This window comes from Variovorax sp. GW821-FHT10B04 (assembly GCF_059415645.1).
The window spans coordinates 658105-671665 of sequence record NZ_JBWKNQ010000001.1; the positions used below are offsets into that span (position 1 = coordinate 658105).

General features: G+C 67.0%; 14 protein-coding genes. 6 read left to right on the forward strand and 8 right to left on the reverse strand.

Annotation, left to right across the window (positions count from 1 at the left end):
- Nucleotides 1-23 precede the first annotated feature (23 nt).
- Nucleotides 24-1670, forward strand: coding sequence for a chaperonin GroEL (gene groL, locus AC07PZ_RS03135; RefSeq protein ID WP_495293547.1), 1647 nt, complete (start codon nucleotides 24-26; stop codon nucleotides 1668-1670).
- Nucleotides 1671-1777: 107 nt separating this feature from the next.
- On the forward strand, nucleotides 1778-2593 hold the full coding sequence (locus AC07PZ_RS03140; RefSeq protein ID WP_495293945.1) for a MetQ/NlpA family ABC transporter substrate-binding protein: 816 nt from the start codon (nucleotides 1778-1780) through the stop codon (nucleotides 2591-2593).
- Nucleotides 2594-2644: 51 nt separating this feature from the next.
- Here the strand turns inward: AC07PZ_RS03140 and AC07PZ_RS03145 are convergent, their stop codons facing one another.
- From AC07PZ_RS03145 to AC07PZ_RS03165, 5 genes are all read right to left on the reverse strand, one after another.
- Nucleotides 2645-3421, reverse strand: coding sequence for an SDR family NAD(P)-dependent oxidoreductase (locus AC07PZ_RS03145; protein ID WP_495293548.1), 777 nt, complete (start codon nucleotides 3419-3421; stop codon nucleotides 2645-2647).
- A 195-nt stretch (nucleotides 3422-3616) separates the two neighbouring features.
- Entirely contained in the window at nucleotides 3617-4663 is a 1047-nt protein-coding gene (locus tag AC07PZ_RS03150) for an LLM class flavin-dependent oxidoreductase (RefSeq protein WP_495293549.1), read from the reverse strand.
- Between the two features lie 21 nt (nucleotides 4664-4684).
- A complete protein-coding gene (locus AC07PZ_RS03155) occupies nucleotides 4685-5656 on the reverse strand; it encodes an ABC transporter substrate-binding protein (protein WP_495293550.1) in 972 nt (323 codons plus the stop codon).
- Nucleotides 5657-5702: 46 nt separating this feature from the next.
- Nucleotides 5703-6032, reverse strand: coding sequence for a 4Fe-4S binding protein (locus AC07PZ_RS03160; protein WP_495293551.1), 330 nt, complete (start codon nucleotides 6030-6032; stop codon nucleotides 5703-5705).
- Complete coding sequence (locus AC07PZ_RS03165; protein WP_495293552.1) at nucleotides 6029-7642, reverse strand: FAD-dependent oxidoreductase; 1614 nt, start codon at nucleotides 7640-7642, stop codon at nucleotides 6029-6031. The genes AC07PZ_RS03160 and AC07PZ_RS03165 overlap by 4 nt, the downstream gene beginning before the upstream one ends.
- Before the next feature lie 180 nt (nucleotides 7643-7822).
- Here AC07PZ_RS03165 and AC07PZ_RS03170 point away from each other — a divergent pair, with 180 nt between their 5' ends.
- Nucleotides 7823-9025, forward strand: a complete 1203-nt coding sequence (locus AC07PZ_RS03170) for an acyl-CoA dehydrogenase family protein (protein ID WP_495293553.1) — start codon at nucleotides 7823-7825, stop codon at nucleotides 9023-9025.
- Nucleotides 9026-9094: 69 nt separating this feature from the next.
- Nucleotides 9095-9301 carry a dodecin gene (locus AC07PZ_RS03175; protein ID WP_495293554.1) on the forward strand — a complete coding sequence of 69 codons (207 nt, stop codon included), beginning with the start codon at nucleotides 9095-9097 and terminating at the stop codon, nucleotides 9299-9301.
- A gap of 168 nt (nucleotides 9302-9469) precedes the next feature.
- Here the strand turns inward: AC07PZ_RS03175 and AC07PZ_RS03180 are convergent, their stop codons facing one another.
- Together AC07PZ_RS03180 and AC07PZ_RS03185 are read right to left on the reverse strand one after the other, a co-directional pair.
- Entirely contained in the window at nucleotides 9470-9766 is a 297-nt protein-coding gene (locus AC07PZ_RS03180) for a hypothetical protein (protein WP_495293555.1), read from the reverse strand.
- Nucleotides 9767-9983: 217 nt separating this feature from the next.
- Nucleotides 9984-10364 carry an ArsR/SmtB family transcription factor gene (locus AC07PZ_RS03185; RefSeq protein WP_495293556.1) on the reverse strand — a complete coding sequence of 127 codons (381 nt, stop codon included), beginning with the start codon at nucleotides 10362-10364 and terminating at the stop codon, nucleotides 9984-9986.
- 127 nt (nucleotides 10365-10491) lie between these two features.
- Here AC07PZ_RS03185 and AC07PZ_RS03190 point away from each other — a divergent pair, with 127 nt between their 5' ends.
- On the forward strand, nucleotides 10492-11679 hold the full coding sequence (locus AC07PZ_RS03190) for an MFS transporter (protein ID WP_495293557.1): 1188 nt from the start codon (nucleotides 10492-10494) through the stop codon (nucleotides 11677-11679).
- A gap of 89 nt (nucleotides 11680-11768) precedes the next feature.
- Here AC07PZ_RS03190 and AC07PZ_RS03195 read toward each other — a convergent pair whose 3' ends face one another.
- Nucleotides 11769-12269 carry a hypothetical protein gene (locus AC07PZ_RS03195; RefSeq protein ID WP_495293558.1) on the reverse strand — a complete coding sequence of 167 codons (501 nt, stop codon included), beginning with the start codon at nucleotides 12267-12269 and terminating at the stop codon, nucleotides 11769-11771.
- A 467-nt stretch (nucleotides 12270-12736) separates the two neighbouring features.
- Here AC07PZ_RS03195 and AC07PZ_RS03200 point away from each other — a divergent pair, with 467 nt between their 5' ends.
- Complete coding sequence (locus tag AC07PZ_RS03200; RefSeq protein ID WP_495293559.1) at nucleotides 12737-13555, forward strand: SDR family NAD(P)-dependent oxidoreductase; 819 nt, start codon at nucleotides 12737-12739, stop codon at nucleotides 13553-13555.
- Nucleotides 13556-13561 lie beyond the last annotated feature (6 nt).

The window sequence follows — 13561 nt, forward strand, 5'->3', positions numbered from 1 at the left end:
AGAAATCATCCGGAGCAATTCCCATGGCAGCCAAACACGTCCTGTTCTCCGACGACGCCCGCGCGAAGATCGTTCGCGGCGTCAACATCCTCGCCGACGCGGTCAAGGTCACGCTCGGCCCCAAGGGCCGCAACGTGGTGCTCGAACGCAGCTTCGGCGCACCGACCGTGACCAAGGACGGCGTCTCGGTCGCGAAGGAGATCGAACTCAAGGACCGCTACGAGAACATCGGCGCGCAGCTCGTGAAGGAAGTCGCCTCGCGCACCAGCGACAACGCCGGCGACGGCACGACGACGGCCACGGTGCTGGCCCAGGCCATCGTCCGCGAAGGCTTCAAGTACGTTGCCGCCGGCCTCAACCCGGCCGACCTGAAGCGCGGCATCGACAAGGCGGTGATCGCGCTCGTCGCCGAAGTGAAGACGCTCGCCAAGCCGACGACGACCAGCAAGGAGATCGCCCAGGTCGGCGCCATCTCGGCGAACTCCGACTGGGACGTGGGCCAGATCATTGCCGACGCGATCGACAAAGTCGGCAAGGAAGGCGTGATCACCGTGGAAGACGGCAAGAGCCTGAACAACGAACTCGACGTGGTCGAAGGCCTGCAGTTCGACCGCGGCTACCTCTCGCCCTACTTCATCAACAACCAGGAGCGCCAGGTCGCCGTGCTGGACAGCCCCTTCATCCTGCTGTTCGACAAGAAGATCAGCAACATCCGCGAGCTGCTGCCGACGCTCGAAGCCGTGGCCAAGGCGGGCCGCCCGCTGCTGATCATCGCGGAGGAAGTCGAAGGCGAGGCGCTGGCGACGCTGGTGGTGAATTCCATCCGCGGGATCCTGAAGGTCGTGGCGGTCAAGGCGCCGGGCTTCGGCGATCGCCGCAAGGCCATCCTGGAGGACATCGCCATCCTGACCGGCGGCAAGGTCATCGCGGAAGAAGTCGGCCTGACGCTCGAGAAGGTCACGCTGGCCGACCTGGGCCAGGCGCAGCGCATCGAGGTCGGCAAGGACAACACGATCGTCATCGACGGTGCCGGTGCAGCCGCCGACATCGAGGCACGCGTCAAGCAGATCCGCACCCAGATCGACGACGCCACGAGCGACTACGACCGCGAGAAGCTGCAGGAGCGCGTCGCCAAGCTCGCCGGCGGCGTGGCCGTGATCAAGGTCGGTGCCGCCACCGAGGTCGAACTCAAGGAGAAGAAGGCCCGCGTGGAAGACGCGCTGCACGCGACGCGCGCAGCCGTCGAGGAAGGCGTGGTGCCCGGCGGCGGCGTGGCGCTGCTGCGCGCCAAGCAGGCGGTGCTCAAGGCGGGCACGCTCAAGGGCGACAACGCCGAGCAGGACGCCGGCATCAAGCTGGTGCTGCGCGCCATCGAAGAGCCCTTGCGCCAGATCGTCGCCAACGCGGGTGAAGAGTCCAGCGTGGTGGTGGCCAGGGTCCTCGAAGGAACCGGCAACTACGGCTACAACGCCGCGAACGGCACCTACGGCGACCTGGTGGCGCAAGGCGTGCTCGACCCCGCCAAGGTGACGCGCACCGCGCTGCAGAACGCGGCATCGGTGGCCAGCCTGATCCTCACGACCGAGGCGATCGTGGCCGAGGCGCCCAAGGACGACACCGCACCCGCACCGGCCGCCGCGCCAGGCGGCTTCGGCGGCCCGGACTTCTGAGCCATCGACACATCGCTCGCCGCATAACGTTCCACGTTTTTCTTCTTTCTCCGATCCATCGACCGCAGGCACAGTCGCCGCTCAATCCATCGACGTTCCCCATGACCATGCTCCATACCTTCCGCCGCCGCGCTGCACTCAGCGCCGTGCTCTCCGTCGCCCTCCTCGCCACCACGGGTGCCCTTCATGCCCAGGACAAGAAGACACTCAAGGTCGGCGTGTCCGTCGGCAGCGGCGAACAGATCTGGCAAGTCGTCAAGCAGGTCGCTGCACGTGACGGGCTCAACGTCGAAGTGGTCGTCTTCAACGACTACCAGTTGCCCAATGCCGCGCTGTCCGCCGGTGACCTGGACGCCAACGCGTTCCAGCACCAGCCCTTCCTCGACAACCAGAACAAGTCGCGCGGCTTCGACATCGTGCCGGTCGGCCTGACCATCACGGCGCCGCTGGGCTTCTACTCGCGCAAGATCAAGTCGATCGACCAGTTGCCCGACGGCGCGTCCGTCGGCATCCAGAACGACCCGTCGAACGGCAACCGCGCACTCCTGCTGCTGCAGGAAGCCAAGCTCATCACGCTCAAGCCGGAAGCGGTCAAGAACAACACGGCCACGCCGCTGGACGTGGTGACGAATCCGAAGAAGCTCAAGCTGGTGGCGCTCGACGCGGCGCAGCTGCCGCGCTCGCTGGACGACCTGACCATCGCGTCGATCAACAACGACTACGCGGAGAAGGCCGGCCTCACGCTGGCAAAGGACGGCGTGATCAAGGAGTCGCCGAAGGGCCCGTACGCCAACATCATCGCGGTGCGCCGCGTGGACAAGGACAAGCCCTGGGCGGCACAACTGGTGAAGGCCTACCAGTCGCCCGAAGTGAAGAGCTTCATCGAGACCAAGTTCAGCGGCGCGCTCGTGCCGGCGTTCTGACGTCCTGACGTTCCGAGGCGGCAGGACCGCCGTTCCATCGGCCGGAACGCCTCAGAACGGTTCCTTGAAAGGCCGCAGGTCGAGCTCCTGCGTCCAGGCGCTGCGATGCTGCAGATGCAGTTGCCAGTAGCTCTCGGCGATCGCGTCGAGTTGCAGCAGCCCGTCGTCGCCCGCCTGTGCGACGCGCTGTGGCGCACTGCTGCGCAGCCGCTCGCCGTCGATGCCGCCATCGATCACCACGTGCGCCACGTGAATGCCCTGCGGCCCGAACTCGCGCGCCAGGCTCTGGCTGAGCGAACGCAGGCCGGCCTTCGCGGAGGCGAAAGCCGCAAAGGGCGGCTTGCCGCGGAGCGCCGCCGTCGCACCCGTGAACAGCAGGCTGCCGCGTCCGCTCCCGGCCCGGCCGTCGACGCCGTTCGCCAGCAAGGCGGGCAGCGCTTCACGTGCGAAGATGAAGCCGCCGAGCGTGCTGGTGCGCCAGGCCTGGGTGAACTGGTCCACCGTGATCTCGAGCGACGGCGCACGGACCGCCGCCGCCGCGTTGAACACGGCGACCGACAGGTTGCCGAGCGCGCGCACGCGCTGTGCGATGCCCTGGACTTCCGCTTCGCTCGCCACGTCGCCGGCGAATGCGTGGGCCTTGCCGCCCGCGGCCTCGATCTCGTGCGCGACCGCCTGCAACTGCTGCGGTGTTCGCCCGGTCAGCGCCACCACGTGGCCTTCGCGTGCGAACCGCCGCGCCAGGGCCGCACCCAGGCCCGCGGTGGCACCGACGCCTGCGATCCATGCGACCGGTTGCGTGGGCTGAGGAAACTGTCGAAGGCTCATGGGGATCTCCGTGGATCTGTCGCTGCCAAAAAAAACGGACCCCCAGGGGGTCCGTCGAACGTCGTCACCCGCGACGAGGAGACTTACTTCCCTTCCAATCAAGAAGCAACTGAAGGATAGCCAAGGCCAGCCCGCGCGGGAACGAAGAATGCCGAATATCCAAATGCGCGATGCAGCGCATCGGCCATCGGAAGGTTACGCCGCATTCTGCAAACCGACCAGCGGCCTCACATGGCGCGCGAAGCGTTCAAGCTCCGCCTCCAGCGACTGGAACTGCAACATGAAGAGTTCGACGCCCGCATCGGCGAAGGCGTCGATCCGGGCGGCCACCTGCGCGTAGCTGCCGATCAGCCCTGCATAGGTGCCGCCATTGGTCCCCACCCGCTTCTCGCCGGCGCCCACCTTGAACATCGCGACTTCCGGATCGAGGCCGTGATGCACCGCCGAACGGTCGTCGAGGTCGGCCAGCGCCTGCAGGCGGCGGTACTCGGCCCGGGCCTCTTCCTCGGTCTCGCGCGCGATGACGAAGGCCGACAGGCCGAAGCGCAACGGTGCGCCCCGGCGCGGCCGTGCCCGCACGTCCTGGATGAGTGCCGCCGTGTCGGCCAGCGGGCGCCCGTTGATGAAGAACACGTCGGCCGCATCGGCGGCCAGCGCACGTGCCGGCTCCGACTCGCCGCCCAGGTAGATGGTCGGCCGCCTTCCGTGCCGCGGCGCCGGAACGAGGCGCAGGTCATCGATCTCGAAATGCCTGCCCTTGTGGTGGACCGTCGCCCCCGACCAGAGGCGCGTGACCACGTCGAGCCATTCGGCGGAATACGCATAGCGGGCGTCGTGCCCGGGCATCGCGATGCCCAGCCGGTCCATCTCGGGCCGGAACCACGCACTGACCAGGTTGATGGCCAGGCGCCCGTTGCTGATCCCGTCGATGCCGAGCGCCATCTTCGCCAGCACGCCGGGGTGGAAGAGCAGCGGCTTGACGGCCGCGATGAGTTCGATGCGCTGCGTCGCCTCCGCGATGCCCGCGGCGGCAGTCCAGGTCTCGAGGATCGGCTCTTCCCTGAACGACGGGTTGACGATGTGCTGCGCCAGCAATGCCGAGTCGAAGCCCAGCGCCTCGGCCCGCACGACGAGGTCGCGACTGCGCCGGTAGCTCGCGTCGGGCGGATCGTCCGGATGCTGGTAGCTGCCCCAGGCGCCATACACCGGCGCCCACACGCCGAATCGGACGGTCGTCGTCATGGATGTCGCTCCTCGCAGGCGCTAGGCGTCGGGCGCCTGCCACTGGCCGAGTGCGAAGTCCTGGGTGACGAGGTTTTCCGCCAGCAGGAACTTCTTCACCTCGTCCAGCAGCGCCATGCCTTCCTGCGGAAAGGCCGCCTCGGGGAACTGCGACAACGGATGCGAGACCTTGACCACGTCCACCGGAAAGCCGCTGACCTCCGAATGGAAGGCGTAGTACGCGTTGCTGTCGCGCCGGATCTCCTGCAGCGCGGTGCGGCGCGCGCGCGTCCACGCGGCAGGCAGCGCCGGCGCCGCGGCCAGCACCTTGGCGGAGGCGACGATCACCGACGTGCCGCGCAGCGTGGGATGCTGCTCGGCCTCGTCGATCACCGGATAGCCGCGCGAGGCCAGCAGCGGGCCGACGTCGATCTGTGCCGCAAAGGCCGCGATGGAACCCTGGTCGAGCGCAGCCTCGCCATCGCGCGGGAACATGTGGATCACCTTCACCGACTTCTGCAGCCCGTGCTCCTTCAGCAGGCCCAATACATAGCGATGCATGTAGGAACCGCGGGCCACGCCGATCGACTGGCCTTCGAGCGCCTTGACGTTGCGCGCCCCGTTGCGTGGCGTGAGCAGCCAGACGTTCATGCCGACCGCGTCGAAGCCGATCAGCTGCCCTTCGAGGCCGCGCGAGCGCGCCACGATGGCGGGCGTGTCGCCGTAGATGCCGACGTCGAGCGCACCCGAGAGAAAGGCCTCGTTGAGGTCGGGCCCGTTCGGGAAGTTGCGCGTCGTCACGTCCTTGAACCCGAGCTGCGACAGCTCGTGCTGCAGGTGGCCCTGGCGCAGCGCCCAGCCGGTCGCGTTCGCGGGCTTCTTGCCGGGGCCGATGTAGCCGAGGCGCAGCGTCTGGCCGGCCGCCTGGGCGATGGAAAAGATGGGCAGGGTGCTGGCGGCCACACCCGCCGCGGCGCCGCGCAGCAGCCTGCGGCGGCCGAAGAAATCGGACATCAGGGAACTCTCTACGGGAAAGAAGACAAAGGGGCGGTGAAAGAGCTCAGTGCGCGCGGCGCAGCAGCTCGAAGCTCGCGTCGGCCGAAGCGGTCGATTGCCGCCCCCTGCCCCAGCCGATGGCACTGCGGTAGCTGCCCATCAGCGCCACGGCCGCAGCGTCGCGCTCTTCCGCGGTGGCACCACGGTCGGCGATGGGCGCGACATAGAGCGCGTCTTCCGGGCAGTACAGCTCGCACATGAAGCAGGTCTGGCAGTCGTCCTGGCGCGCAATGCGCGGCGGGCCGCCCGGCACCGCCTCGAACACGTTGGTCGGGCAGGCGTTCACGCAGATGTTGCAGGCCGTGCAGCGCTCGGCACTGATGACTTCGATCATGCGGACTCCTTCACGACCTGGCGCTGGACCCACACCTCGTCGAGGCCGCCGCTGAGCAGGCGATGGCGCTGTGCCGGGTCGATCCCGCCGTGCTCGCGACGGCGATGCATGCCGCGCGTCTCGGTGCGTTCCAGTGCGCTGCGGTACATCCAGCGCGACGTGGCCAGCATGGCCGCCGCCTCGCGTGCGCGCACCGCCTCGGTGGCGGTGGCGGCCGGCGCACTGGTGCGCAGCCGCGCCCACAGCGCGTCGAGACGCGCGAGCGAATCGCGCAGGGCATCGCCCTCGCGGAACCAGTTGCGCTCGTACGGAAACACCTCGGCCTGCACCGCGCGGATCAGCGCCTGGCTGTCGACGGGCGCACTGCCCCGGCTCGACAGCGCCACGCCACCCGCACGGAAGGCCGCACGCGGAGCGCCAGCGCGCGCGTCGCGCCCGAAGGCCGCCGCACCCGCGCCCGCCCAGAAGCCGGACGACAGCGCCCAGGCCGCGTTGTGGCTGCCGCCGCCGGTGAAGCCGCCGCAGATCAGCTCGCGCGTGGCGGCATCGCCTGCGGCATAGAGGCCGGGGACGGACGTGGCGCAGGAATCGTCGACCAGGTGCAGCCCGCCGGTGCCGCGCACCGTGCCTTCCAGCCGCAGCGTGACCGGGAAGTGCTGCGTGAACGGGTCGATGCCCTGCCGATCGAAGGACACGAAGAAGTTCGGCTGCGCGGTGCGCATCCACGCGCGGATCTGCGCATCGGCATGGTCGAGGCAGGCGAACACGGGCTGCGACTGCAGCGTCTGCGCGATCACGCCGCGGCCTTTCGACGAGCCGGCACCTTCGATCGCCACGCCGTCCGCCGTGTAGAACGTGGCCCAGTTGTAGAACAGCGATTTGGTGACCGACGAGAACGCCGGCCCCAGGCCGTAGGCATTCGAGAACTCCATGCCCGACAACGCGGCGCCGACCTCGCTGGCCATCAGTTGCCCGTCGCCCGTGAGCACGTTGCAGCCCAGCGCACGGCTCAGGAAGGCGCAGCCGCCCGTCGCGATGACCACGGCGCCGGCACGCACGACCCAGGTGTCGCCGCTCTGGCGGTTCACGCCCGTGGCGCCGCAGACGGCACCGTGTTCGTCGACCAGCAGTTCGAGCGCGGGGCTATGGTCGAGGATGCGCGCGCCGGACTCCTTCACGCGCTTGCGCATCAGCCGCATGTACTCCGGCCCTTGCAGGGACGTGCAGCGCAGCGTGCCCTGGTCATCGGCCGGGAACGGATAGCCCCAGTCCTTCAGGCGCTCGACGTTGTCCCAGGTCTGCGCGAGCACGCGGTCCATCCAGGCGTGCTCGGCCAGTTGGCCGCCCATGGTGAACCGGCTGGCCTTGGCCTCTTCGCGCGCCGTGCCGTCGGGCGACACATGCCAGAGCCCGGTGCCCGATGGCGCGGTCGCACCCGAGGTGCCGCAGAAGCCCTTGTCGGCGAGCACCACGCGCGCGCCCTGTGCGGCTGCGCTCACCGCGGCCCACGCGCCGGCCGGCCCGCCGCCGATCACCAGCACATCGGCCTGGTGCTGCACGGCGCCGTCCGCGCCGGAAAGTAACTGCCGCTCGAAATCTCTCGCACCCATGATTGCTGGCCCCGACTGCAAAGGGAAGGACCTTAGTGGCGCGAAGGCTCACGGACAAAGAATAAAAGCGATCAACGATATGCAGTCGCCGTGCGTATCGATGCGCGGATTCCGCGTTGGCGCATCCGCACGACCCCGGCCTACGATGGATTTCCAATCTCTCATCCCAGGAGTCCATCCATGAATTCAGCGGTACTGTCCAGGCCGGATGCTGCGAAGGAAGCTCGTCGTGCGCCCGTGCTGGACCAGGCCCTGCTCGACCGGATTGCCGGCCGCGCGGCAGCCTACGACCGGGACAACGCCTTCTTCCATGAGGACCTCGACGAACTCCGGAGCGCCGGCTATCTGCTGCTGTGGCTGCCGGAGGAGTTCGGCGGACTTGGCCTGGACCTTCCCGAGGTGGTGCGCGAGCAGTCGCGACTGGCCTATCACGCGCCGGCCACGGCACTCGCCATCAACATGCACCTGTACTGGAGCGGCACCGCCACGCATCTGTGGAAGCGCGGCGACCACTCCACCAACTGGATCCTGGAAGAGATCGCGGCGGGCAAGATCTTCGCGGCCGGCCATGGCGAAGCCGGCAACGATCTCGGCCTCGCGGGCTCGGGCACTGTGGCTGAGCCGCTGGCCGACGGCGCCTACCGGTTCACCGGACGCAAGGTATTCACGTCGCTGTCGCCGGTGTGGGACTGGCTGGGCATCCATGCGCTCGACGCGTCCGACCCGGGCCGTCCGCGCATCGTCCATGCGTTCGTCAACCGGAACGATGCCGGCCATCGTTCCGAGCTGACCTGGGACACGCACGGCGTGCGCGCCACGCGCAGCGACGACACCGTGCTCGACGGCGTGGTGGTGAAGGCGGATCGCGTGTCCCGCGTGCTGCCCGCGGGGCCGCCGAAGGACGCTTTCACCGAAGGCATCTTCGGCGCAGCCATCCTGCCGATCGCCGCCGTCTATTACGGCATCGCGCGCCGCGCGTTCGACATCGCCATCGAGTCGGCACGCAAGCGCACGTCGCCCGCGCTCGGCGGCCTCAGCCAGGCGCATCACCCGATTGCGCAGTTCAACATCTCGAAGGCGGCGATCGAGCTCGACTCGATCGGTGCACTGCTCGACAGCGTGGCGCGCGACTGGGCGGCCGGTGTCGACCATGGCGCGTTGTGGCCGGCCAAGCTGCTGGCGGCCAAGCAGCACGCGGTCGACGGTGCGCGGCGCGTCGTCGACCTGGCCACCGATGTGGTCGGTGCGTCCTCGCTGTTCCGCCGGAACGAGCTGGAACGGCTCACGCGCGACGTGCGTTCCGGCCCCTTCCATCCGCCCAACACGGTGGCCAGCCACGACGTGATCGGCAAGAGCCATCTGGGCGTGCTCACGCCGGGCTGAGACGCAGACGATGCGTTCACGCCCTCGATTCCCGTCCCGCTTTCATCACTCCACAGAAAGGCCATCGCCATGTCGAACCATGTCTACAAGCTGCTGGAACTGACCGGCTCATCTCCCAACAGCATCGAGGACGCCGTACAAATCGCCATCCACAAGGCGAGCGAATCCGTGCGCAACATCCATTGGTTCAACATCATCGAAACGCGCGGGCATGTGATCGACGGCAACGTGGCGCATTGGCAGGTCACGCTGAAGGTCGGCTTCACGCTGGAATGACATGGTGGGTGCGGCCGCATAGAAGAAGGCCGCGCTTTCAAACTCGCAGTTCATTCTTCTGAATCCAGGCGCAGCGTCCCGCCTTCCCGGCCCGTCCAGCCAGAGCGGGAATCGATTTTCGCCGACGCGCATGGTTTCAACGACCGACCGGATGTCTGGTTATAGACGTCAGCCGTGCTTCGTACGATCCGCAAAGAGAGCGCAACAAGCTTCCCGGAGCGTCCTGAAATCTTGAACGGAGAACTGAACGCCGCGATCCTGTTGGTAGACCCGGAATCCACTCGGGTTTTCGATCAAGTATTCGCCATCAAAAGTCTTTGGCTCGAAGTGATACCAGTCGGCGGGCCGCTGTTCTGACTTGAGCAGGTTGAACACCTCACTGTCCTCAAAGAGCTCGGACAGGCGCGCCATGTCGCCGCCCAGCCGTTCTCGAACAACGATTTGAAGCCTCTCGAGGGTGTGCACGTTTCCGACTCCAATCTGCTCCAGGCCGCCTACCTCAGCTAAGTTGGGCCGTCGAAATGTCGCTTGCGTTCAGACACAGGCACATTTGTGCAGTCACCCATTCGAGGCCGAGCTGTTCACCCGACAGTCGGGGAGAGACTGCGTGGAGAAGGCTCCCAGCCTCCACCGAGATGTCGTGGTTACCCTCCGCATCCGCAACGCGGCCAGACCGCTCCAATCAGACTTGTGTGCGCACTGTCGCCGGGATTTCTGCCGCCAGCGGCTTTGTCGCCTCGGCTTTCACCCGTTGTTCATCGCGCGCCGCGGCTATCACCGCGTCGAGCAGCCCTGGAAACCGCGCCGCCAGATCAGCCCTTCGCAACTGTATGTACCTCGACGTACCTTCCAGGCGCGTGAGTGTGAGACCCGCCCCGCGCAGGCGGGCAAAGTGATACGACAGGTTGGTCTTGGAACCGAGGACGCCGAAAGCGGCGCAGTTCTGCTCGCCTTGCGCTGCCAATGCCAACACCATCTGACGACGAACCGGATCGCTCAGCGCGTCGTAGATGCCGGACAGCCCTATCTGTTCGACGGGGGGATGGTCAAGTTCGCGAGCCATTTCGGAAGGATAGCGCAGCCAGGCAGGCGACGGCCTTTGTCCATTTGTTCAATATGTTTTGAACAACTATTGACAAGGCACGATGCCGGCGCAATAGTTCAACGCTTCTTGAACTTCATGGCTTGTCATGTTCCGCAACCTTTTCTGGCTCACGCTCGGCGCCTTCGCCATCGGCACCGAGAGCTTCGTGGTCTCCGGCCTTCTGCCTTCGCTTTCGGCTGACCTGGGTGTCTCACTGTGGCGCGCGGGGCAGCTGGTGACGGCGTTCTCGCTGACCTATGCGGTCGCCGCGCCACTGCTCGCGGTGACCACGGCGAGCTGGCCGCGCGAGCGCGTACTGCGCGTCGCCATGGGCGCCTTCGCGCTTGCCAACGTCGCCGCGGCCGTTGCACCGAGCTACGGCTGGCTCGTCGTCGGGCGCGTCCTGCTGGCTGGCTGTGCCGGGCTGTTCATGGCAACCGCTGGCGGCTACGCGGCCTCGTCGGTCAAGCCCGAGCAGCGCGGTCGTGCGATGGCGCTGGTGTACATGGGCCTCACGGTCGCCACCGTGGTCGGCGTGCCGCTCGGCACGCTCGTCGGCCATATGTTCGGCTGGCGCTCGACCTTTCTCGGGGTGGCTGCGCTCGCGGCCGTTGCCTGGGCGGGGCTGTGCCTCCCGCGTGCGCCCCAGCCCTTGCAGGCCGTGGTCTCGCTGAAGGAGCGTCTGGCGGTGGCTCGGCGCCCCGAGATCCTGCTGGGCCTGTTGACCACCACCACCACGTTGGCCGGCGTCTTTGCCATCTACACCTACCTGTCCCCACTGCTGCATAAGGTGAGTGGGTATGGAGACACCCAAGTGGCTTTCGCTCTGATGGTGTTCGGCATTGGCAGTGCCATCGGCAATCTGTGGGGCGGCCACGCCGCCGATGCACTGGGGCCGGAGCGCGTCATTCGGCGCGCATTGCTCGGTGTGACGGTACTGTTCACATTGGTTTCGGTCATCGCGACCTGGGTACCGCCGGCCATGGCGACGGTGGCCATCTTGGTGGTCATCGCAGCATGGGGCGTGGTGGGCTGGTCGTTCCCGCCGGCGCAGCAGCTCAGCCTCGTGCGCAGTGCGCCAACCCTGGCGCCTGTGGTGCTGTCCCTGAACAGCTCGGCGATCTACCTGGGCGTGTCGGTGGGCGCGGTGCTCGGTTCGTTCGTGGCGGCCTCGGGGCACATCGAGCGCCTTGGTTTTCTCGGCGCAGCATGCGAACTCGTAGCGCTTGGGCTCGTGGCGCTCGCCGCAAAGCGCCGAGCATTCAAGGCCGCAGCGCTCGCCAACGCGGCTTGAACCGGCGCGAGGAGCGCTGCGCCGCAGCCACACGTCGGGGTGGCGCCGCAGCCAAATCGGCGTGGCCGCTGCCTGGTCTTGAAGAACGATCACTTTCCTGACGGATTGACGTAGTACTCAATCTTCGTGCGGTCCTTGTAGGGATCGTTGTCAAAGAACTTCGACTCTTGCGAGATCTTGATGTCATAGCCATCGCGCACGCCCGCGAGGCTGTTCGCGGTGTCGTCAGTCACAGGCGCAAGCGTGGGTCTGTGAAACGCCGCAACTGTCTTGAAGTCGTCGGTGCTGAAGGCCTTGATTGAGGCGCTGGTCAGGCGCCCGGCGCTGTCGGTGTCCGCGTTCACATCGGTCATCGCGGTGTTCGGCGGCACCGAGATCAGGGCAGCCAGCGCAGGAGGCAGCGCCGCGGCGCCGCCTTTCTCCTGAATGCGGTAATGCAGGCCACCCTTGTCATTCGGCTCGCCCTTGGCGGCGGCCGAGTCCTCCATCCGGCTCACAACCCAAGCGGAAGCAAGCAGGATCGGCACGGCGATCGCGCCAACGTACAGCAGAAATCGAAGGCGCTCCTTCGTATGAAAAAACTCGATCAATGGTTTGTCTCCGTCTGGGGGCTGAATGGTTCCTGGCCAAGCCAGCTTCACGCGGCCGGTTTTGGCCGACTGTTCCCCTGGCGCCCGACACTGCGGTTGCGCGTGCGATACGCATGTTCAATGTCGGGATACAACCTGGGTAACAGGTGAAGGCGACGGTGCCCGAAGACGCGGTGATGCATCACAGTCCCAAATACGAGGTGCGCGTCGGACACCGACCTGCAGACTGGTAGGTGACGACTACTTCAGCGCACATGCGGCGGAACTGATCAGGGCACCCGCCGAGATGGCAACGTCGGCGACCAGTGCGCGAGGCCTGCGGCGGTGTTCTTCAGTGCCCCTGACCGCTCCATTGCTGATTCCCATGTTCGGCAAGCGCAGCCAGGCTTTCGGTCGGCCCGCGCTGACCTTCTCAGGGTTATTCTTATATTGACATCTCATTAAATGAGACTGCAAACTAAGACCCCATGAGATCAGAAGAACTTTTCAATGTCGAGGGCCAGGTGGTCGCGATCACCGGTGCGGCCAGCGGAATCGGCCTGGCCTATGCCGAAGTCATGGCGGCCAATGGCGCACGCGTCACCCTCATCGACGTGGACCGGAATGCGCTGGACGGCGCGGTCGAACGCCTGGCCGCCAGCGGCGCCACCGTCAGCGGCGAACTCGCCGACGTGACGCAGCCGGACACCCTGGCCCAGGCCTTCGATCGCGTGCTGGCACGCCACGGCCGGCTCGACACCGTGTTCGCCAACGCCGGCATCAGCGCCGGCCCCGGCTTCCTGAACGGCGCCGGCGAACGCAATCCGGCGGGCGCGGTCGAGAACCTCTCTCTGGCGCTGTGGGACCGCGTCATCGCGACCAACACGCGATCGATCTTCGCCACGCTGCAGATCGTCGTGCCTCACTTCAAGAAGCTGGGCGGCGGCCGCGTGATCGTCACGAGTTCGATCTCGGCGTCGAAGACCGAGACCCTCGTCAGCTCGATCTATTCGACCTCCAAGGCCGCGGTCGGCTACATGGTCCGCCAGTACGCCCACGAACTCGCGGCCTACGGCATCCTCGTGAATGCGATCGCACCGGGGCCGGTCATCACCAACATCGGCGGCGGGCGCCTGAAGTCCGCCGAGGCCCGCGCGCCCTTCGAACGCGCAGCGCCGATGCACGAGATCTGCAGCACGGCCGACCTGCAAGGCGCGGCGCTGTTCCTCGCGTCGCCGGCATCGCGGCTGATCACGGGCCAGCAGATCATCGTGGACGGCGGCACCACGCTCGGCCCCGCGGACTGAGGCGCG

Excerpts from the sequence above, each read along its gene's own strand:
- groL (WP_495293547.1), top strand. The coding sequence starts at position 24 with ATGGCAGCCAAACACGTCCTGTTCTCCGACGACGCCCGCGCGAAGATC.
- AC07PZ_RS03140 (WP_495293945.1), top strand. The coding sequence starts at position 1,778 with ATGCTCCATACCTTCCGCCGCCGCGCTGCACTCAGCGCCGTGCTCTCC.
- AC07PZ_RS03145 (WP_495293548.1), bottom strand. The coding sequence starts at position 3,421 with ATGAGCCTTCGACAGTTTCCTCAGCCCACGCAACCGGTCGCATGGATC.
- AC07PZ_RS03150 (WP_495293549.1), bottom strand. The coding sequence starts at position 4,663 with ATGACGACGACCGTCCGATTCGGCGTGTGGGCGCCGGTGTATGGCGCC.
- AC07PZ_RS03155 (WP_495293550.1), bottom strand. The coding sequence starts at position 5,656 with ATGTCCGATTTCTTCGGCCGCCGCAGGCTGCTGCGCGGCGCCGCGGCG.
- AC07PZ_RS03160 (WP_495293551.1), bottom strand. The coding sequence starts at position 6,032 with ATGATCGAAGTCATCAGTGCCGAGCGCTGCACGGCCTGCAACATCTGC.
- AC07PZ_RS03165 (WP_495293552.1), bottom strand. The coding sequence starts at position 7,642 with ATGGGTGCGAGAGATTTCGAGCGGCAGTTACTTTCCGGCGCGGACGGC.
- AC07PZ_RS03170 (WP_495293553.1), top strand. The coding sequence starts at position 7,823 with ATGAATTCAGCGGTACTGTCCAGGCCGGATGCTGCGAAGGAAGCTCGT.
- AC07PZ_RS03175 (WP_495293554.1), top strand. The coding sequence starts at position 9,095 with ATGTCGAACCATGTCTACAAGCTGCTGGAACTGACCGGCTCATCTCCC.
- AC07PZ_RS03185 (WP_495293556.1), bottom strand. The coding sequence starts at position 10,364 with ATGGCTCGCGAACTTGACCATCCCCCCGTCGAACAGATAGGGCTGTCC.
- AC07PZ_RS03190 (WP_495293557.1), top strand. The coding sequence starts at position 10,492 with ATGTTCCGCAACCTTTTCTGGCTCACGCTCGGCGCCTTCGCCATCGGC.
- AC07PZ_RS03200 (WP_495293559.1), top strand. The coding sequence starts at position 12,737 with ATGAGATCAGAAGAACTTTTCAATGTCGAGGGCCAGGTGGTCGCGATC.